The organism is Citrobacter sp. Cf125, assembly GCF_030333935.1.
Classification (GTDB): domain Bacteria; phylum Pseudomonadota; class Gammaproteobacteria; order Enterobacterales; family Enterobacteriaceae; genus Citrobacter; species Citrobacter freundii.
Genome location: NZ_JAOWEY010000025.1, coordinates 1266151 through 1284919 on the forward strand (window position 1 = coordinate 1266151; position 18769 = coordinate 1284919).

General features: G+C 49.9%; 21 protein-coding genes. 9 read left to right on the forward strand and 12 right to left on the reverse strand.

The features are described 5' to 3' along the window. Positions 1-62: 62 nt before the first annotated feature. Positions 63-1364: a two-component system sensor histidine kinase RstB gene (gene rstB, locus OGV89_RS22815; RefSeq protein ID WP_048241640.1), complete on the reverse strand. Its 1302-nt coding sequence runs from the start codon at positions 1362-1364 to the stop codon at positions 63-65. Between the two features lie 214 nt (positions 1365-1578). Further along, positions 1579-2097, reverse strand: a complete 519-nt coding sequence (locus OGV89_RS22945; protein ID WP_136397346.1) for a hypothetical protein — start codon at positions 2095-2097, stop codon at positions 1579-1581. A gap of 236 nt (positions 2098-2333) precedes the next feature. On the opposite strand from OGV89_RS22945, the gene OGV89_RS22820 reads away from it, so the two are divergent. Further along, entirely contained in the window at positions 2334-2678 is a 345-nt protein-coding gene (locus tag OGV89_RS22820) for a DUF1294 domain-containing protein (protein ID WP_136397401.1), read from the forward strand. 26 nt (positions 2679-2704) lie between these two features. Here OGV89_RS22820 and OGV89_RS22825 read toward each other — a convergent pair whose 3' ends face one another. Further along, positions 2705-3496: an MBL fold metallo-hydrolase gene (locus tag OGV89_RS22825; protein WP_003028958.1), complete on the reverse strand. Its 792-nt coding sequence runs from the start codon at positions 3494-3496 to the stop codon at positions 2705-2707. Between the two features lie 190 nt (positions 3497-3686). Between OGV89_RS22825 and OGV89_RS22830 the strand changes: the two genes are divergently transcribed. Both OGV89_RS22830 and OGV89_RS22835 read left to right on the forward strand, forming a co-directional pair. Next, positions 3687-4529, forward strand: a complete 843-nt coding sequence (locus tag OGV89_RS22830) for an aminoglycoside phosphotransferase family protein (protein WP_136397347.1) — start codon at positions 3687-3689, stop codon at positions 4527-4529. A gap of 115 nt (positions 4530-4644) precedes the next feature. Next, positions 4645-5673, forward strand: coding sequence for a HoxN/HupN/NixA family nickel/cobalt transporter (locus OGV89_RS22835; RefSeq protein WP_003028954.1), 1029 nt, complete (start codon positions 4645-4647; stop codon positions 5671-5673). A 52-nt stretch (positions 5674-5725) separates the two neighbouring features. Here the strand turns inward: OGV89_RS22835 and OGV89_RS22840 are convergent, their stop codons facing one another. Both OGV89_RS22840 and rstA read right to left on the reverse strand, forming a co-directional pair. Next, a complete protein-coding gene (locus tag OGV89_RS22840; RefSeq protein WP_003843566.1) occupies positions 5726-7066 on the reverse strand; it encodes an L-cystine transporter in 1341 nt (446 codons plus the stop codon). A 246-nt stretch (positions 7067-7312) separates the two neighbouring features. Beyond that, a complete protein-coding gene (gene rstA, locus OGV89_RS22845) occupies positions 7313-8047 on the reverse strand; it encodes a two-component system response regulator RstA (protein ID WP_003028952.1) in 735 nt (244 codons plus the stop codon). A gap of 127 nt (positions 8048-8174) precedes the next feature. On the opposite strand from rstA, the gene OGV89_RS22850 reads away from it, so the two are divergent. Further along, positions 8175-8510: a GlpM family protein gene (locus OGV89_RS22850; RefSeq protein WP_003028950.1), complete on the forward strand. Its 336-nt coding sequence runs from the start codon at positions 8175-8177 to the stop codon at positions 8508-8510. Here OGV89_RS22850 and folM read toward each other — a convergent pair. The 3 genes from folM to ydgH form a co-directional block, all read right to left on the reverse strand. Next, on the reverse strand, positions 8507-9229 hold the full coding sequence (gene folM, locus OGV89_RS22855) for a dihydromonapterin reductase (RefSeq protein WP_003028949.1): 723 nt from the start codon (positions 9227-9229) through the stop codon (positions 8507-8509). The genes OGV89_RS22850 and folM overlap by 4 nt on opposite strands. Before the next feature lie 36 nt (positions 9230-9265). Further along, positions 9266-10648 carry an amino acid permease gene (locus OGV89_RS22860; protein WP_003843569.1) on the reverse strand — a complete coding sequence of 461 codons (1383 nt, stop codon included), beginning with the start codon at positions 10646-10648 and terminating at the stop codon, positions 9266-9268. Positions 10649-10893: 245 nt separating this feature from the next. After that, positions 10894-11838, reverse strand: a complete 945-nt coding sequence (gene ydgH, locus OGV89_RS22865) for a DUF1471 family protein YdgH (RefSeq protein ID WP_003028946.1) — start codon at positions 11836-11838, stop codon at positions 10894-10896. 525 nt (positions 11839-12363) lie between these two features. Between ydgH and pntA the strand changes: the two genes are divergently transcribed. Both pntA and pntB read left to right on the forward strand, forming a co-directional pair. Then, the gene (gene pntA / locus OGV89_RS22870; RefSeq protein ID WP_003028945.1) at positions 12364-13893 is read left to right on the forward strand and encodes a Re/Si-specific NAD(P)(+) transhydrogenase subunit alpha; all 1530 of its coding nucleotides are present in this window, start codon (positions 12364-12366) and stop codon (positions 13891-13893) included. 10 nt (positions 13894-13903) lie between these two features. Beyond that, complete coding sequence (gene pntB, locus OGV89_RS22875) at positions 13904-15292, forward strand: Re/Si-specific NAD(P)(+) transhydrogenase subunit beta (RefSeq protein WP_003843571.1); 1389 nt, start codon at positions 13904-13906, stop codon at positions 15290-15292. A 46-nt stretch (positions 15293-15338) separates the two neighbouring features. Here the strand turns inward: pntB and OGV89_RS22880 are convergent, their stop codons facing one another. After that, positions 15339-16373: an AI-2E family transporter gene (locus OGV89_RS22880; protein ID WP_003843572.1), complete on the reverse strand. Its 1035-nt coding sequence runs from the start codon at positions 16371-16373 to the stop codon at positions 15339-15341. A 138-nt stretch (positions 16374-16511) separates the two neighbouring features. Here OGV89_RS22880 and OGV89_RS23050 point away from each other — a divergent pair, with 138 nt between their 5' ends. The 3 genes from OGV89_RS23050 (at position 16512) to mdtI (ending at position 17471) form a co-directional block, all read left to right on the forward strand. Then, on the forward strand, positions 16512-16682 hold the full coding sequence (locus OGV89_RS23050) for a protein YdgV (RefSeq protein ID WP_085951052.1): 171 nt from the start codon (positions 16512-16514) through the stop codon (positions 16680-16682). Between the two features lie 107 nt (positions 16683-16789). Further along, positions 16790-17155 carry a multidrug/spermidine efflux SMR transporter subunit MdtJ gene (mdtJ, locus tag OGV89_RS22885; protein WP_161799268.1) on the forward strand — a complete coding sequence of 122 codons (366 nt, stop codon included), beginning with the start codon at positions 16790-16792 and terminating at the stop codon, positions 17153-17155. Then, positions 17142-17471, forward strand: a complete 330-nt coding sequence (mdtI, locus tag OGV89_RS22890; protein WP_003028939.1) for a multidrug/spermidine efflux SMR transporter subunit MdtI — start codon at positions 17142-17144, stop codon at positions 17469-17471. The genes mdtJ and mdtI overlap by 14 nt, the downstream gene beginning before the upstream one ends. Before the next feature lie 34 nt (positions 17472-17505). Here the strand turns inward: mdtI and OGV89_RS22895 are convergent, their stop codons facing one another. The 3 genes from OGV89_RS22895 to OGV89_RS22900 form a co-directional block, all read right to left on the reverse strand. After that, the gene (locus OGV89_RS22895; RefSeq protein WP_003843576.1) at positions 17506-18327 is read right to left on the reverse strand and encodes a trypsin-like serine peptidase; all 822 of its coding nucleotides are present in this window, start codon (positions 18325-18327) and stop codon (positions 17506-17508) included. A 100-nt stretch (positions 18328-18427) separates the two neighbouring features. After that, positions 18428-18511, reverse strand: coding sequence for a small membrane protein YdgU (gene ydgU, locus OGV89_RS23055; protein ID WP_085954017.1), 84 nt, complete (start codon positions 18509-18511; stop codon positions 18428-18430). 87 nt (positions 18512-18598) lie between these two features. Next, positions 18599-18769, reverse strand: a 171-nt coding sequence (locus tag OGV89_RS22900; protein ID WP_286559371.1) for an acid shock protein, incomplete at its 5' end; no start/stop codon positions are given.

The following is an 18769-nucleotide window of genomic DNA, read 5'->3' on the forward strand; positions in this document are numbered from 1 at the left end:
TTTAGTTACAACATACTTTTTTATAGCACAACCTCCGCCGCCTGACCACCGAGCAGAAAAGGTCAGGCAGCTGAGATTTCGGGAATGTTATGCCAGACGGGCCAACGGAAAGTAAACCGGGCGCCGCCAAGTTCACTTTCATCACAGACGACCGTCCCCCCCATAGCCAAAGCAATTGAGTGGACGATGGCTAACCCAAGCCCACAACCCCCGGTTGCCCGGTCACGGCTGGGGTCAAGGCGTACAAACGGTTCAAAAACCTGTTCACGAGCGTCTGGTGCAATACCGGGACCGTCGTCTTCCACTACCAGCGTGGCTTGATTGCCGTTCAGCAGCAGACTGGCTTGCACTGTAGACTGGCAATAGCGCAGGGCATTGTTCAGCAAATTATCCAGGACCCGCTCCATCAGGCGCATATCCAACGCGCCGTAGTCGCCAGTTTCGAGATGACGTAAGTGCACCGCACGGCCAGGATTCACGCTTTGCACATCCTCCAGATGGGTTGTCAACCAAACAGGCAGGTCAGGTACGCTGAGCTTCAGTTCATTTTGCGGGCGATCCAGGCGGGCGTAGGTCAGTAACTCTTCGATCAACGCTTCCAGTTGGCCGATATCACGATTAAGCGCCTGAGATTCCTGCCCGGTGAGGTTATCACTCATTTCCAGCCGGTAACGTAAACGTACCAGCGGAGTACGAAGCTCATGGGCAATACCATCGATGAGCTGTTTTTTACTGGCGATCAGCGCATTGATATTGTCGGCCATTTGGTTAAACGCTACGCCCAGGCGTTCGAAGCTGGAACCGTTGTCAAAATGAAGGCGTTCACTCAGATGTCCTTCGCCAAAACGTTGTGCGGCGGATTCGAGTCTTAGCATTTCTTGCCAGTGTGGACGCATCCAGATCAGTACCGGGAAGGCCAGTGAGATAGCAATAAACGCCATCAGCGCGATGTCCAGCAGGCGCATTTGATGAAGAAAATAGAGGTAAGGAACCGGGCCGACGGCCAGCACATAATGGCTGCGAGGAATGCGTTGAATAAAGGTGTATTGATCGTCAAGTGCCACAATATCGCCTTCGCGCAAACGCTGCATGGTTGGGGCATCTAGTGTGTACTTATTCAGCGGTTCAACACGCAGGTCAAATGAGAGGTTTAAGTCCATTTCCTTCAGCGTCTTACCCCAATCGCGTGGCGGGATTTCGCGTAGTTCACTGCGCATCAGGTACAACGAGCTTTTCATCAAATCGTCGAGCGACTGTCTGCCTGCGCGTTCTGCGGTGAATTTGTATACCAGGCCGACCAACAGGGTCATCACCAAAAAGCAGACAAACAGCAGGAGGTAAAACTGCACAAACAGTTTCTTCATAAAAATCACCGAACGCTCAATAAGTTAGCGAGTTCTCGTGTCCCTCAGGGGAAAAGGGGCACAGCAGTATCCGCCGAAAGGTTATCTGATCACCATCTGGCGTGTTTATCCAGGCAGAGTACACTGTATAACTCTTTTCTGCATTCTTATGGCCCCTACGGGGGCGAAATGACCTTTCGCTTGATAACGCATTGCTTTGTACGCGGCAAGTTAATCAAAATCGGGATGGGGTTGTTCTGGCGTATGTTACGACCGCACCTAAAAGGTTACTTCGTTTCTCAACGTAGATTGTGTTGTTATATTCGTAGTTACCTTCGGGATAGCAAATTCTGATGTTAGTCCCGAGATCCGGATCGTCAACATCAGCCCCCGAACAGCTTTTAGAACTTCCTGTAGAGTAGGTGTATGGAGCGGTATAGGACGAGGGGACACCTGGAATGAACCAGGTTATCGCCATAACTGTGATCACTGAAAACAGCACCATGACAATGCTGATGCTACCAAATAATTTCAGATAAGTTTGGAAGGGACTTTTTTTCATTATCCCATTACCTACCAGAAATAAGGTAATAAAAAATGACACTGCCAGAGAAATAAGCATGAGGTATTTGGATGTGAGCGGGTAGAGAAAAGTCGCTCTGTATATCGTTACCTTCCACCAGTAAAAAAGAAAAATTGCGCCGAGAGATAAGACGGTGACAAAAAACAAATATGGATATGAGTATTTTCTCATCCCTGCGACTCCAGAACAATTTATCCATTTGGATTTAATAAATTACCATTTGTTCTGAATAAATGAAAACGGTTCTCTTGTTTTGAATTGTTAGGTACGCCGCAGACCAGAGAATTTCCGCTATTTCTGGGGATATAGACATAAAAATAAAAGGGGCATTCTCACCCATGGCAGGGATGACTGACCTTGCGTATAATGAGTGACGAAACTTCCTGAAAAGTGCTGTGACTGAAAATATGAATCTCAATCGCTGTTGTTATTCGCTACTCATTTTTGCAGCGATCGGCTGCATTTTCACCGCTCACCCTCTTGTTATATGGTTTCTACTCGCCAACATACTGACGTTGCTGTTATACGGCGTGGACAAAATGGCGGCACGCAAGGACTGGCGTAGAGTGCCGGAATCCACATTGCTGGTGTTTGGCGTTGTGGGCGGATGGGGTGGCGCGATAGCGGGTCAACAAATCTTTCGCCATAAAACACAAAAGCAGCCTTTCAAATCCTACTTCATTATCAGTGTGATAGTGAGTATTTCTGTGATGGGCGTGGTTTATCAGTTCTATCCATTTTTACCTTCCTGAGTCTGGTTGGTGAATAAACTGCCGGTTTATCTGAGGCAGGAAATATACTTTTCACCTGAACGCCGCACAATTTCATCGGCATTTTGCGTAATATCTTTTCCTGCAAATGCGCCGTAAAGTTGCTTAAATTTCACTGTACTCAGTCTCTGGGTAATGTTGCTGACCGTTGCAGCTGGCAACGGTAGCATATTAGGGTAGCTCCACATAAAGGAGACGGCATGCGCACCTGGCGTAACCTGGACGATGTCGCCGGAAAGCACCACGCCTTCGTCACGCGCCCAGTGCAGGACGCAGCCTCCAGCAAAGTGTCCGCCGAGACGTATCACCGTGACGTCACGGGTTAACTCGATGGTATCGCCATCCCAGAATCTAATCCACGGGCTGTCGCGCATTACCCACCTTCTGTCGCTGGCATGAAGGTAAATCGGCGCGTTAAATTCTGCAGCCCAGTCCTGCATGGTGGTGTAGTAATGAGGATGCGATATCGCGATAGCCTTAAGCCCGCCAAGGGACGTTATTAGCGTTTTTGTGGCATCGTCGAGCGAGGCAATGCAGTCCCATAAAATATTGCCTTCAGAGGTACGCAGAATAAACGCGCGCTGATCAATTGCAAAATCAGGAACGGTGCGGATGCTGAGGAGAGTACTATCGTGTTGCTTCCACTTATTTGTATGCGATGCACACAGGGCGGTAAAATCGACCCATTCCTGTCCGCTCGCAGGGACATACTGGCGTTCATCCTGGCAGATATCGCACTGTTCCGGATGGGCGCCAGTTACCTCATAGGATGTTCCACAGGTTTTGCATAACGTGATCATCGTGTCCTCCTTATTTACCGAACACAGTCAGCATGGCACACAGATACACAAGGATGTGCCTGTTAGTGCTCTACCCGTTAAGTCAGTGATGACGGATGTGGGAGGCTGTAGCTCAACCAAAAGAAAACAGGAATAATGCCGACACGGATCCTTTTGGTTACCATCTTCCAGAGAAAAATGAGGATATTGTTTGGAAAGTCGCCTGTTCAACACCTGGCTCAACCGTTGGGGACTCACTCCAGATGGTGAACCGGTTGAAACGCACACATCACAGCTTTTGCCTGTAGTAGTCATCAGGGATGGTCAGAAAGCCATACTTAAAATCACCGACGATGACAGTGAACGGATCGGCTGTGAACTCATGGTCTGGTGGAACGGAAATGGCGCAGCGAAAGTACTTGCTCATGCAGCAGGGGCGATTCTGCTGGAACGTGCGACAGGGACAGGGTCTTTAGCGGACATGTCCTGGACTGGTAACGATGCGCAGGCTTGTCGCATTATTTGCCATGCTGCCAGTAGACTCCATTTCTCCCGGAATGCGTCTACGCCAGCGTTAACACCTCTGCACCATTGGTTTAGCGATCTGGCTCCTGCTGCGAAAAAGCATGGCGGTATCCTGACGCGTTGTGCAGCGGTGGCAAATGTACTGCTATCTTCACCCCATAATGAAGTCGTATTACACGGTGACCTACACCACGGCAATATTCTTGATTTCGGAACGAGAGGATGGCTTGCTATCGATCCCAAAGGGCTGCTAGGCGAGCGTGGCTTTGATTACGCCAATATTTTTACTAACCCTGATCTTGCCGAACCCACCAGACCTGTTGCCATTGAGCCGGGAACATTCACACAACGAGTCAACATTGTGTCTGAAATCGCAAGAATTGAACGGCAACGTTTGCTGATGTGGATTGTTGCCTGGTGTGGGTTGTCGTCCGTCTGGTTTCTGCAAGAGGGGGACAGCGCAACGGTACCTCTGCGTATCGCGGAGCTAGCGATGGCGGAACTTGCTTCAGGTGATAATCAACTTTGATCTACGACACTGGGTTAGTAATTCTTAAGAGTTATCATTAGCCTGATCAACGTTATATTAATTAATCAGTGAGTGGTGGTGTGTTGTTTAGCTCAAATTTAATTGGCGGGAAACAATGAACGCATTGTTTTCATTATTTAAAAAACGCCCGAATATTCTTTTGTTGATGGTCTTACTCATCGGGGCAAACATCGTGGCGTGGCTGTGGGCTTTCACCGCGTTTAGTAACAACACGTCATTGCTTGCACTGAGTCTGATTGCGTGGTGCTACGGTTTGCGCCATGCTGTCGATGCCGATCATATCGCCGCGATAGACAGCGCTACACGTAAACTCATGCAGCAGAAAAAACGCGCCCTGACGACGGGAGCCTGGTTTTCTTTGGGGCACTCCACCATTGTGGTACTGGCAAGCATTGGCATTGCACTGACCACCAGCGTGTTTAAGCAACATATGGCATGGTTTCAGAATGTCGGCGGTCTGATAGGAACTTCGGTTTCTGCCGCGTTTTTGCTGATTCTGGCTACCATTAATCTCATTATTTTCTGCCAGGTCTGGAAGGCATTCCGCCATCTTAAACGCACCGGTACTTACGATGGCACCACGGAAGATATTACAGTTTCAGGTCCTTTGAACTGGCTTTTCCGCTCAGCGTTTCGGTTGGTAGGCAAAGACTGGCATATGTATTTTGTCGGTTTTCTTTTTGGTCTGGGTTTTGATACCGCCACTGAAATTTCTTTGCTGGGAATTTCTGCTTCAAGCGCGTCCAGTGGCATGTCGGTTTGGTCAATTCTCGTGTTCCCGGCGCTGTTTACCTGCGGTATGGCGTTAATTGATTGTCTCGACAGTATTCTGATGGTTGAGGCCTACGGATGGGCGTTCAATAAGCCGCAACGCAAGCTCTATTACAATATGACCATTACCGGGACTTCCGTGATTGTGGCGCTATTTATTGGCGGACTGGAGGCGCTGGGGCTTCTCTCTGACGCGTTTTCGCTTCAGGGTGGTTTGTGGGATACCGTCAGCAATTTAAGTGACCATATGGGGAATGTCGGTTTTGTGATTATTGGCGTCTTTATCGGCTGCTGGATTATCTCTGCCGTAAATTACCGTTGGAAAAAATACGACGGGCTGACGTTTAGTTGACACAAAAGAAAGCCTTCCAGCAACAGGAAGGCTTTGATCTTTTTAGGACTGACTAATTCGCGTTCACGGGTTGTGGTTTTTCAGCACTCTTTTTCAGGAGCCTGTTAGCCAGCACGCCAGACATCATCGAACCGTTCACGTTTAATGCCGTTCTGGCCATATCGACGACAGGCTCGATAGCAATGAAAATCCCCACCAGCGCGACCGGGAAGTTCAGTGTTGAAAGGACGATCAGCGCAGCAAATGTTCCGCCACCGCCTACACCCGCCACCCCAATAGAACCCAGCGCAATCGCAGGTAGCATGGCGAGCAAAAAATGTACTGATAGCGGATCAATCCCAATTGTTGGAGCAATCATCGCCACCATAATAGCCGGATAGATCCCGGCACAGCCATTTTGACCCATGCTGGAGCCGAATGAAGCCGCAATATTGGCAATGGTGTTTTGCACGCCAAATTTTTCTTGTGCGGAAATAGCCAGTGGAATAGATGCTGCACTGCTGCGTGAAACAAACGCAAAGGTTAAAACTGGCCAGACAGTTTTAAAATAGTGAACGGGATTATTACCGCTCAGAACCAGTATCAGTGCGTGGACGATAAACATCATCAGAATCGCAAGGTAACAGGCAGCAATAAAGCCTAACAGACTGGCAAATTGTTCAAATCGATACGCGGAAAATACGCCTGCCATTAATGCCATCACACCATAAGGGGTGAGAGCAATAACGATACGCACCATTTTCATCACCCAAATCTGGATAGCGTTAATGCCAGCACTTAATTTTTCACCTTCTTGCGGGGCGTCCTGTTTGACCTTTAATAATGCCACGCCGGCAAGTAGGGTGAAAATAACAATGCCAATGACGGAAACGCTTCTGGCCCCTGTTAGATCGAGGAAGATATTCGTGGGGATCAGAGATGTAACCAGTTTAGGCAGTGAAATGGCGGCTGTTTTATTTACATCGTCTGCCGTCAGCGTGGAATGCATATGAACAAACGCACTGGCGTCCAGGCCTAATACATGCGCAGTCAACAGCCCAATAAAACCGGCAATCATTACCAGACAGAGCATGCATCCGACGATGGTTAACGACATTTTCCCAATGCCTGCGCTGTTTTCGAGCTTATTAATGGCAGAGAGAATAGAGATGAAAATCAGCGGTACCGCAACCAGCTTCAGTAAATTCACATAGCCGTTGCCGATAACATTGTACCAGTCGATAACTGTTTTTCTTTCGTCAGCAGCAATGAGATGCAGGGATAAACCGATAACGGCACCCGTAAAAATAGCGATGAAGACGCTTTTTGAAAGAGAGTGACTTTTTTGGTTGATTCTGAAAATTGCCCATGAACAAACCAAAAAGAACGCGATATACGCGAGCGAAACGAACATATTGTAGCCTCTTGCCTCATTCAGCACCTGAAATGCCGGAAAGAGTTTTGTTAGTGCGAAAAAAAATGATGAACCATACGGGTTCAGGACCGCGACGGATTATAGGGAGGGGGGAGGGTAACAGCCACACAAAAAGTGTGGAACGGCGTCGGATGGTGTTTGTATGCCTGTTCTGTAGACGATTTTAAGTGACAGTGTAACGTATTGTGAATAATCCAGCCGATCAATGAGATCGGCCCGATGGCATTACTTCTGTGGCTCGTCGTCCCAGGCGTGAGGTGCAAAGAGATAACCTTTGTTGCGCACTGTTTTGATTCGATAAGGTTCAGTCGCATTATCGAGCAGTTTTTTGCGTAACCGGGAAATCGCGACATCTACGCTGCGATCCATGCCGTCATAGCTTACGCCACGTAGGTTCTTAAGCAACGCATCGCGGTCCATAATCTGCCCGGCATGGGTTGCCAACTCCCACAGTAATTCAAAATCAGCGGTGGAAAGAGAAACTTGCTCGCCGCCGAGCAGCACGGAGCGGTTGGTTGGGTCGATAGTGAGTGTGCCGAAGCGCAGCGTTGTGTGCGGTGTGATGGTCGCCGATTGAATGCCTTTAGACTGGGCAGAGTGCTCATTCTGACGCAGGTGCAGACGCAGGCGAGCCAGCAGCACCGCTGGCGGCGTGGTTTTCAGAATATAGTCACAGGCGCCCATTTCCAGTGCCAGGATATGGTTCATGTCGCTGTCCAGCGAGGTGAGCAGGACAATCGGGCCTTGCCAGCGTCCGCGTAAATCTCGGCAGATAGTCATCCCGTCTTTGCCCGGCAGCATGATATCTAATAACACCAGATCGGGTTGAACGTGCAGGATTTTCTCCTCGGCCAAATCACCACGAGGTTCAAGGATAACCTCAATATCATGCCGGGCCAAATAGGCTGCAATCAGTGAGCCAACTTCGGGATCATCTTCAACAAATACGATGGTGTTCATATCATTAATTTTTGAATATAAAACGCCAACATACACCGCCCTGGTTTTTCCTTCCATTAATCTTTTCTAAACAAGAACGCTTCCGTTATGCTAGGGGCTGATGTTATTGATGTGTTAAGGCAGAGTGATGGGACTCGTTATAAAAGCGGCGCTCGGTGCGCTGGTGGTGGTGTTGATTGGCTTGCTGGCGAAAACAAAGAATTACTATATTGCCGGATTAATTCCGTTGTTCCCGACGTTTGCGTTGATTGCCCACTATATCGTGGCCAGTGAACGTGGGATCGAGGCGTTACGTACAACCATCATATTCAGCATGTGGTCGATTATTCCCTATTTTGTCTACCTCGTTTCACTGTGGTATTTCACCGGATTTATGCGCTTACCCGTTGCGCTCGGCGGATCAGTGGTGTGCTGGGGCCTGAGCGCGTGGTTGCTGATCTTTTGTTGGATCAAACTGCACTAACGCAGATGACGCCCGCCATCAAGGGCAAAACTACGTCCGGTGACAAAACAGCTGGTTAACAGATAGTCAATTAAATCAATGACTTCTTTTTCACCTGGTGCGGTTTTCATCAGTGATTTGTTCAGTGCCTGCTGGCGATACTCTGCATCATCACCCTCGTTAAACAGGATAAGTGAAGGGGCAATCGCGTTCACTTTCACTTCCGGTGCCAGTTTGCGTGCGAACGAGCGGGTCATATTATCCAGCGCCGCTTTGCTGGCAGCATAAGCAATGTGCTTGTCGCTGCCGCGCTCCACAACATAATCAGTAAAATGGATTATATCGCTGGCCGCGTGTCCATGACCGCGTAGCAACCCTTCTAGTGCGTGGTTGAGCAGGTAGGGCGTATTGACATGAATCTGCATCATGGCTGACAGCACATCGGTCAGCGGTGTACCAGGCTTTTCTGCAAGCCAGGCACTGGCATTATGCACAATAGCACGCAAGCCATCTGTCTGAGCTTTGACCTCATCAGCAAAGGCCAGCACGCCTTTATCCGTGGAAAAGTCAGCAGGGATGCAAATCGCGCCCGCTTCTCGCAGGCCGTCAATGGCAGGATAGTGCGTACGGTAGCTGACGATAACTGGCTGTTTTTGGTTCAGAAAGTGCCATGCGACGGCGAGGCCGATACGACGACCACCTCCGGTGATAAGAATTGGCAAAGGGTTTTTTTTACCCATCGTAATCTCCATATGTCGCGAACGATGGGTATAACGTTACCCCATCAGCATCCAGGTAGCCGGCACAGCAGCAACAAGCAGCAGGCCGATCAGCGCCATCTCCTGGCGTTTTAATACGTTTTCATGCGCGTGCGTTTTACGGGCATAAAGGAAAACCAGCAGTCCTGGCGCATACAGCACTACGGACAGCAGCAGGTGCATCGGACCTGACGCATACAATAACCATATGCCATAAATACTCGCCCCGATACCGACAGCTTTATGAATCGGACGGGTTGCAATTTTTAACAGAAATGCGCCGACCAGCAAATAGGGCACCAGAATCATCTCTGAGGCGATAGTCAATAACGTATTGTAGTCGGAACCAGTAAGCCAGATCAGCACCAGGCAGAGCTGTACGCAGATGTTGGTCAGCCATAGCGACGCCGATGGCGCGCCTTGCGCGTTCTGTCGCGCAAAAATGCGCGGAAACGCTTTGTGCGTGGAGGCGAGGAACGGCACTTCCGCCGCCATAATCGTCCAGCTTAGATAGGCGCCGCACACGGAAACAATCAGACCTGCGGCAATAATAATTTCGCCCCATGGTCCCATCATTTTAACCATCAGACCGGCCATTGACGGGTTACGGATCTCCGCCAGTTCGGGACGTGCGACAACGCCCAGAGATAACAGGGTGACCAGCAGGTAAACGCCCAGCGCGGCAAGTACCGCCAGCAGCGTGGCGCGTCCGACATCGCGTTTGTTTCTGGCACGGGCAGAAACCACCACCGCGCCTTCCACACCGATGAATACCCACAAGGTGATGAGCATGGTGTTTTTGACCTGCTCCCAGACGGGAACGCCCAATGCTACGCCGGTAAAATCGAGAGTAAAGGTGTCGAGCTTAAACAGCATGAACGCCAGCACGATAAACAGACCCAGCGGCAGTAATTTCGCCAGCGTCGCGACCAGGTTAATACTGGCTGCCGTTTGCACACCGCGCAGCACAAGGAAGTGTACGATCCACAGTAGCATCGATGCGCCCACAATCGACTGCCAGGTATTACCGTCGCCAAACAGACGTAACTCAGGCGTGTCGGTAAAGAAGCTGAGTGCAGAGAAGACAATGACCAGATACGAAACGTTAGCGATAACGGCACACAGCCAGTATCCCCACGCGGAGCAGAAGCCAATCAGCTCGCCAAAACCTTCACGCGCATAGGTAAAAATACCGCCATCCAGTTCAGGACGGATACGCGTCAGGATCAGCATGGCAAAGGCGAGCAAAAGAATACCCGCACCGGTAATCGCCCAACCAATCAGTAATGCAGCCGGGCTGGCTACTGCCGCCATATTTTGTGGCAGGCTGAAAACGCCAGCGCCGAGCATTGAGCTTAAAACCAGCGCGGTCAGTGCGCTCAGACCCAATTTCTTTTCCATTTGTATCCAGTTACAAAAACGAGAGTGAGAGAATAATTATTTTGGCAAACCGCATAAAAATGGTGAAAGCCACTAAGGCGCGGGATTTTACGGAGAGAAGAGAATGCATGCAATGGGGATAGAAAGATTTGTGACTAATAGTGTGAAAAGTTGTCTTAATACTGCTGTTTTTGTTTTGTCTGGGAGCAGAACTGCGCGAAATTATCAGGTCTACAAGGACTGTAGACCTGATAATACATTGGGTATTACTTATACAGATCGGCGCTGATTGTCACGTTGTTACCACGTTCTGACCACTGGCGTGTGATGTGATAATACTTCGCGCCTTTTTTCGCTGCGCGTTTTGCTACCTGATAAGAAACTTCCGTCATGTTGCCGTAGTTACCGGTGAACTTGATGCTGTCGAACGGTACCATCATGGCGGCGGTCGCTTTGTTTAGTTCTTCAACTTTGGTTCCATCCGGTAGCGTGACAGTGTAACGTCCGCCTTTGGTGGATTGCGTTTCGAAGAAGCGACCGACTTCAGCACTCGGAGAAGCGGTAGTTGCAACGCCTGGGATCTCAACTTTCTTCGCGGCTTCGCCACCTGCTGCTAATGCGGCGCGTCCGGCATCAGAATCTGCTGGGATCGCATCAGGGCTTTGCACTACGCGTTTTTTCGCATCAGCTTTGTAGATGAATGCGGTAATACGCTGGTTGCCGCCCTGGTTGGCATCGACCTGGCGCACGATATAGAAGGAATATGCACCTTTCTCTCTCGCAGCTTTGGTGATTGCATCGTTTACTTCAGGCTGGCTACGGTAGAAACCCTGTACCGTAACGGTATCGTAAGGTTCAATCAGAACGGCCTGATCTTTAGGCAATTCCATAACGCCGTTAATGATACGGTTTTTTGACGCTTCCGCTTTTTCAGCGTCAGCTTTATAGACGTCGGCAACAACGCGCCAGTTACCGCCGCTGCCAAAATCTGAAGTATCAACAACATAAAAGGAGGCTGCACCGTCTTTATCTGCACGGCGTGATACGGCAGCAACTGCATCACCGATAGCATTAAAACGACCGGTGACCACAATGCGGTCATAGGGTTTCAGGGCAGCCGCTTGCTCCGGCGTCAATTCTGTCGCTGCATTGACAGAAAAAGCAGTCGCAGAAATAAGTGCGGACGCCAGGAGAGTGTTCTTAAGCTTCATAAAAATAATCCTTCGCCTTGCGCAAACCAGGTACTGGTATTGTTATTGACTAGAAACGTCGCTGATTATTGCATTTAAATTGCGTCAGTGTCTGCGTCATTTTTCACTCATCGTGCCACCTGGCTTAACAACATCGATAACATTTTGTGATATGCCGAAAAATTCGGCGTTTGGTGACCAAAACTGATAAAGCAGTTGAATTTCATAAGTTAATTTAATGTTAATTAATTGTTTTTGGCAGGTACGTAATCATGTTTTGCCGCTTCGCTTAAGCGAATTATCAGCCTTTGTGGGCTATTTTTAGGGCATTTTATCTGTCTGAGGTTCGATTCATCTCTATTTTGCGAATTTCATAATAAATACTGTTTTTTGGCGCTAGATCACAGGCGTCATTTTCAGTAGGTTATACAGAGTTTGTTACTGTTTTATTTTATTGAGGTAACACTGACCTCTCTCGAGAGTGCGCGCATGCCTCGTGCGAACATTGATAAACCATCATCATAATTACAGATGGAAGGGAACATTATGCGAATTGGCATACCAAGAGAACGGTTAACCAATGAAACCCGCGTTGCAGCCACGCCGAAGACGGTTGAGCAGCTGCTTAAGTTAGGTTTCAGCGTCGCGGTTGAAAGCGGTGCAGGTCAACTGGCGAGTTTTGACGATAAGGCGTTTGTACAAGCAGGCGCAGAAATTGTTGATGGAAATGCAGTCTGGCAGTCAGAGATCATCCTGAAGGTCAATGCGCCGGAGGAGGCGGAAATTCCGTTACTCAATCCGGGCACGACGCTGGTGAGTTTTCTTTGGCCCGCGCAAAACCCTGAACTGTTGCAAAAGCTTGCAGAGCGAAACGTGACAGTTATGGCGATGGACTCCGTGCCGCGTATTTCGCGCGCACAGTCGCTGGATGCTTTGAGCTCAATGGCGAACATCGCCGGGTATCGCGCTATTGTTGAAGCTGCACATGAATTCGGTCGCTTCTTCACCGGCCAGATCACCGCCGCAGGCAAGGTTCCACCTGCCAAGGTCATGGTGATTGGTGCGGGTGTGGCAGGTCTTGCGGCGATCGGTGCGGCAAACAGCCTGGGCGCTATCGTGCGTGCTTTTGATACCCGTCCGGAAGTGAAGGAACAAGTGCAGAGTATGGGCGCCGAGTTCCTTGAACTGGACTTTAAAGAAGAAGCGGGCAGCGGTGATGGCTATGCCAAAGTGATGTCCGAGGCGTTCATCAAAGCCGAAATGGAACTCTTCGCTGCACAGGCGAAAGACGTCGACATTATTGTTACCACTGCGCTGATCCCGGGCAAACCGGCCCCGAAACTGATTACCCGTGAAATGGTCGATTCGATGAAAGCGGGCAGCGTAATTGTCGATCTTGCCGCGCAAAACGGCGGTAACTGCGAATATACCGTGCCTAATCAGGTGACAACCACCGAGAACGGGGTGAAGGTTATCGGCTATACCGACCTGCCTGGCCGTTTGCCAACGCAATCTTCCCAGCTTTACGGCACCAACCTCGTCAACCTGCTCAAACTGTTGTGCAAAGAGAAAGACGGCAATATCACCGTCGATTTTGACGACGTGGTTGTTCGCGGTGTCACGGTGGTTCGCGAGGGTGAAATCACCTGGCCTGCGCCACCTATCCAGGTTTCTGCTCAGCCGCAGGCTGCGCCAAAAGCCGCACCTGCACCAAAAGAAGAGAAAAAACCTGTCTCTCCGTGGCGCAAATATGCGCTGATGGCGCTGGTGGTGATTTTGTTTGGCTGGCTCGCTGACGTTGCGCCGAAAGAGTTCCTTGGTCACTTTACGGTGTTCGCGCTTTCCTGCGTGGTGGGTTACTACGTGGTCTGGAATGTGTCACATGCGTTGCATACTCCGTTGATGTCTGTGACTAACGCCATCTCAGGGATTATCGTGGTTGGGGCGTTATTGCAAATTGGCCAGGGTGGCTGGGTGAGTTTCCTGAGCTTTATCGCGGTGCTTATTGCCAGCATTAATATTTTCGGTGGCTTCACCGTGACTCAGCGCATGCTGAAAATGTTCCGGAAAAACTAAGGGGTAACATATGTCTGGAGGATTAGTTACAGCTGCATACATTGTTGCCGCTATCCTGTTTATTTTTAGTCTGGCGGGGCTTTCGAAACACGAAACCTCTCAGCAGGGTAACAACTACGGTATCGCCGGGATGGCGATTGCGCTGATTGCCACGATTTTTGGCCCGGATACCGGCAACGTTGCGTGGATCCTGGTGGCGATGATCATCGGCGGCGCGATTGGTATTCGTCTGGCGAAAAAAGTTGAGATGACCGAGATGCCGGAGCTGGTGGCAATTCTGCACAGCTTCGTTGGTCTGGCAGCGGTACTGGTGGGCTTCAACAGCTACCTGTATCACGACACGGGCCTGGAGCCGATTCTGGTGAACATTCACCTGACGGAAGTGTTCCTGGGTATCTTCATCGGTGCGGTAACCTTTACCGGTTCTGTGGTGGCCTTTGGCAAACTGCGCGGCATGATCTCCTCTAAACCGCTGATGCTGCCGAATCGTCACAAAATGAATCTGGCGGCGCTGGTTGTTTCTTTCCTGCTGCTGGTGGTATTTGTCCGTACCGAAAGCGTGGGCCTGCAGGTTCTGGCGCTGCTGGTGATGACCATAATTGCACTGGCTTTTGGCTGGCATCTGGTGGCCTCCATCGGTGGTGCGGATATGCCGGTGGTCGTTTCAATGCTCAACTCCTATTCAGGATGGGCTGCGGCGGCGGCGGGCTTTATGCTGAGCAACGATCTGCTGATCGTTACCGGTGCGCTGGTCGGTTCTTCTGGTGCGATCCTGTCTTACATTATGTGTAAGGCGATGAACCGTTCATTTTTCAGCGTTATTGCAGGTGGCTTTGGTTCTGACGGTTCTTCTACTGGATCAGATGAAGAAGTCGGTGAGCACCGTGAGATTACTGCGGAAGACACAGCAGAAATGCTGAAGAACTCGCACTCCGTGATCATCACCCCGGGCTACGGCATGGCAGTGGCTCAGGCACAGTATCCGGTCGCGGAAATCACTGAGAAACTGCGCGCACGCGGCATCAAAGTGCGCTTCGGTATTCACCCAGTAGCAGGGCGTTTGCCCGGTCATATGAACGTACTGCTGGCGGAAGCCAAAGTCCCTTATGACATCGTGCTGGAAATGGACGAGATCAACGATGATTTCGCCGATACCGATACCGTGCTGGTGATTGGTGCCAACGATACGGTAAACCCGGCGGCGCAGGATGACCCGAACAGCCCGATCGCCGGTATGCCGGTGCTTGAAGTATGGAAAGCGCAGAACGTCATCGTGTTCAAACGTTCGATGAACACGGGCTATGCTGGTGTGCAGAACCCGCTGTTCTTTAAAGAAAACACTCATATGCTGTTTGGCGATGCCAAAGCCAGCGTGGATGCGATTCTGAAAGCGTTGTAATCGTCAGTGAAAACTAAGACGGCCTCTGCGGAGGCCGTTTTGCATTTTACTCTTTGTTGAGATCGCTCAGTAACACCGCAATGCTTTGACCGCCATTGGTCTGCTCTAGCGCGATTTTCACAATGATGGTTAGCGGAACAGAAAGCAGCATCCCAACAGGGCCGAGCAGCCAGCCCCAGAAGATTAACGACAAAAAAACCACCAGCGTAGACAGTCCAAGTCCACGCCCCATGATCCGCGGCTCGAGGATATTCCCGAATACCAGGTTGATGACCAGATAGCCTGCCAGAACCACCAGCGCATCGTAAAGGCCGCTAAATACCAGCACCTGAGCAATAGGGGGAATGGCCGCCAATACCGAACCGATATTAGGGATGTAGTTCAGGGCGAAGGCCAGTAATCCCCAGACAAAGGCAAAGCGCACATCCAATGCAGCAAGCATGCCCCAGGCGACCAATCCGGTCACAATGCTGATTGCCGTTTTAAGCACCAGATAGTGAGAGACGCTGTCGATGGCGCGTTGAATCGCCGCCATACCTTCAATGGGGCGACTCATCATTTGTTTTAGTTTGTTGGGCAGTTGCGGTACTTCCAGCAGCATAAAAACTACCGTCAGTAGCAGTAAAAAGATCGATGACATAGCATTCGAAAGCTGCGCCAGCAAATTGGTCACCAGCGTCATTGCCGCGTTTGGATCGATATATTTGACGAGCTCATCCACGGAAACGCCGATCCCTGCGCGTTGTAACCATGGTTCAAGATTTTTTAGTGGAATAACCAGTGAAGAGCTATATTGCGGTAGCGTACGCGCAAGCTCATTTAAGGATGTGCCTAAATACGCTAACAGCAGTACCATTAGCATTACAATAATAACGATTAGCAATGACACCGCAAATACGCGCGGTATGCGAAGCTTGACCATCCGCTGCACCACGGGGTTCAGCACAACGGCTATAAATAACGCCAGAATAAAGGGGACGATGATATCTGCGGCAAAGCGAATGCCGCTCAGGATGATAACCAGCATGCCCAGCATAATGACTATTTTTAGACCGTTAAGCGTGATGATCGGTTTCGCCATGTGTATTCCTGCGTTTTTGATTTTTGAATCTGAATAATAGTGTGATTTGCGTCGAGCCGTTATAACAAAAATCAAACGGGGCAGGTAAAGAAGTGAAAAGACTTTGAGTTCGTATTGAAGCTATGATACAAATCATCTGTGTTTAACTACCGAGGACAATTATCATCCGCGATGATGAGAAGCAACACTGCGGATAATTGTAATATTATGGACAATATGTTCAGGATGTTTTTGCGTTTACCTTCACTTCTTCGTACCTCTTCCACTTTCTTGCTTGCGGGTGAGCAACACTGGCGCAACGCGCTTTAGTCCCTTCTTCTGCCTGAGCTGGCGCTGTGCGCTGAGCTAACTAATTTTATTTTTTGGTTTACTGCATGCAGTAGGCCCAAAGGACTATATTCTCAAGCAGGAGAAGCATCATGTTTTACTGGATATTATTAGGTCTGGCCATCGCGGCTGAAATTACTGGTACGCTTTCAATGAAATGGGCAAGCGTCGGCCATGGTAATTCGGGCTTTATTTTAATGCTGGTAATGATCGCCTTATCGTATATTTTTCTCAGTTTTGCCGTTAAAAAAATTGCCCTTGGTGTGGCCTATGCCCTGTGGGAAGGGATCGGTATTTTATTTATTACGCTGTTTAGCGTTCTGTTATTTGACGAAACCTTGTCCACATTGAAGGTGGCAGGACTGGCTTCACTGGTGGTCGGCATTGTGCTGATTAAATCCGGCACCCGAAAGCCTGTTAAACCGGGCAAAGAGGTGACCCATGCAACAGTTTGAATGGGTTCACGGTGCCTGGCTGGGTATGGCCATCGTGCTGGAAATCGTCGCTAACGTCTTTTTGAAATTTTCCGATGGTTTTCGCCGCAAGATTTATGGCGTGCTGTCGTTAGCTGCCGTGTTAGCAGCCTTTAGCGCGCTGTCGCAGGCGGTAAAAGGTATTGACCTTTCTGTTGCCTACGCCTTGTGGGGCGGATTCGGTATTGCCGCGACGTTAGCGGCAGGTTGGGTGCTGTTTGGTCAGCGTCTGAATAATAAGGGCTGGATCGGCGTGATACTGCTGCTGGCCGGAATGATAATGATAAAACTTGCCTGATATCCATGCTGCCCGTTAATGCGGGCAGCATGTGTTATTCCTGCGCTAACGCTTCCAGCTTCTCGCGAAAACCGGTCACGGATATGGCGCGATTATCTGCCCGCCAGCGATCTTTGGCTGCTGGAGCGGAGCTTTGCACACCAATCAACTGCCAGCCAGACTCTGTCTGCAACATCAATGGCGAACCGCTGTCGCCCGGGAGCGTGTCGCACTGGTGTGACAAGACGGTATTCTGCGCCCAGCCGGTCACCACACAATCCTGATGTGTGTACAGGTCGTCCAGATGATCTTCCGGATAGCCCGACTGCGTGACTTTACGCTCTGCAGTTTTTAGCGCCGCGGTTAACGCGTCTTTGTCGCCATCAAACAGTGGCAGCGGTGTGATGCCAGACGGCGGATTACGCAGCACCACCAGACCAAAATCCCACGGGGCTGCGGCAGGCGGCACTATCCAGCCATCACCATCGGCTTTTAAACGTTTGGCAAGTGAGGGCGCAACCCGGCCTTCAATGTCGTGGATTTCATAGCGCCAGAGACCCTTTTTAGACACGAAGCGCAATGCGACGGCTTTGTCCGGCTTACCTTTCGGGGGGGTGAGTAAACAGTGTCCGGCCGTCAGGGCCAGATGTGGCGAAATGAGCGTGGCGGTACACAGGTTACCGCTGGCGGTTTCCAGTTGCCCGATAGCGTCCCACGGCGATTGTGTAGGGTCAGTCACCTTTATGCGATCGTCATGACCAAAAAACAGCGTTTTTATATTTTCTGCTTCAGCGCTGTCCGTTGCAGGCTTGTCCGCATGTGCAACAACAGGAAGTAAACAAAGTGAACCCAGTAATACAGCAATGGTTTTATGCATATCACGCTCTGGTGGGGAATTATGATTATTAACAGCAAACCCTCAGTTAATACTATAGACGGGACGACGTGAAAGTGGGAGTAAAATCAGATAACTACATTCAGGCAAGATAAAAACGCATGGCGATGATGGCGCAAATTATCAGCGTAATAAGAATTAACTCAAAGCGGTAATGTGACACCATTTTACCCTCCGAAAAGGCGGCGCTACATCAGGTCGATCTAGCGCCGTATGCTATGGCGTGGGGGACGCCATAGTGACTACAAATGCGTTATGCTGCAGGTTGAGCTGCTGGTTTAGCAGTGTCGTGTTTTACTGCTTTTTTGGTGTGTTTTTTAGCGGCCTGAGCTTTCTGCTCTGGCGCTTTTTGTTCTGCAGCTGGTTTGGTTGCAGCTTTTTTGGTGTGTTTTTTAGCAGCCTGAGCTTTCTGCTCTGGTGCTTT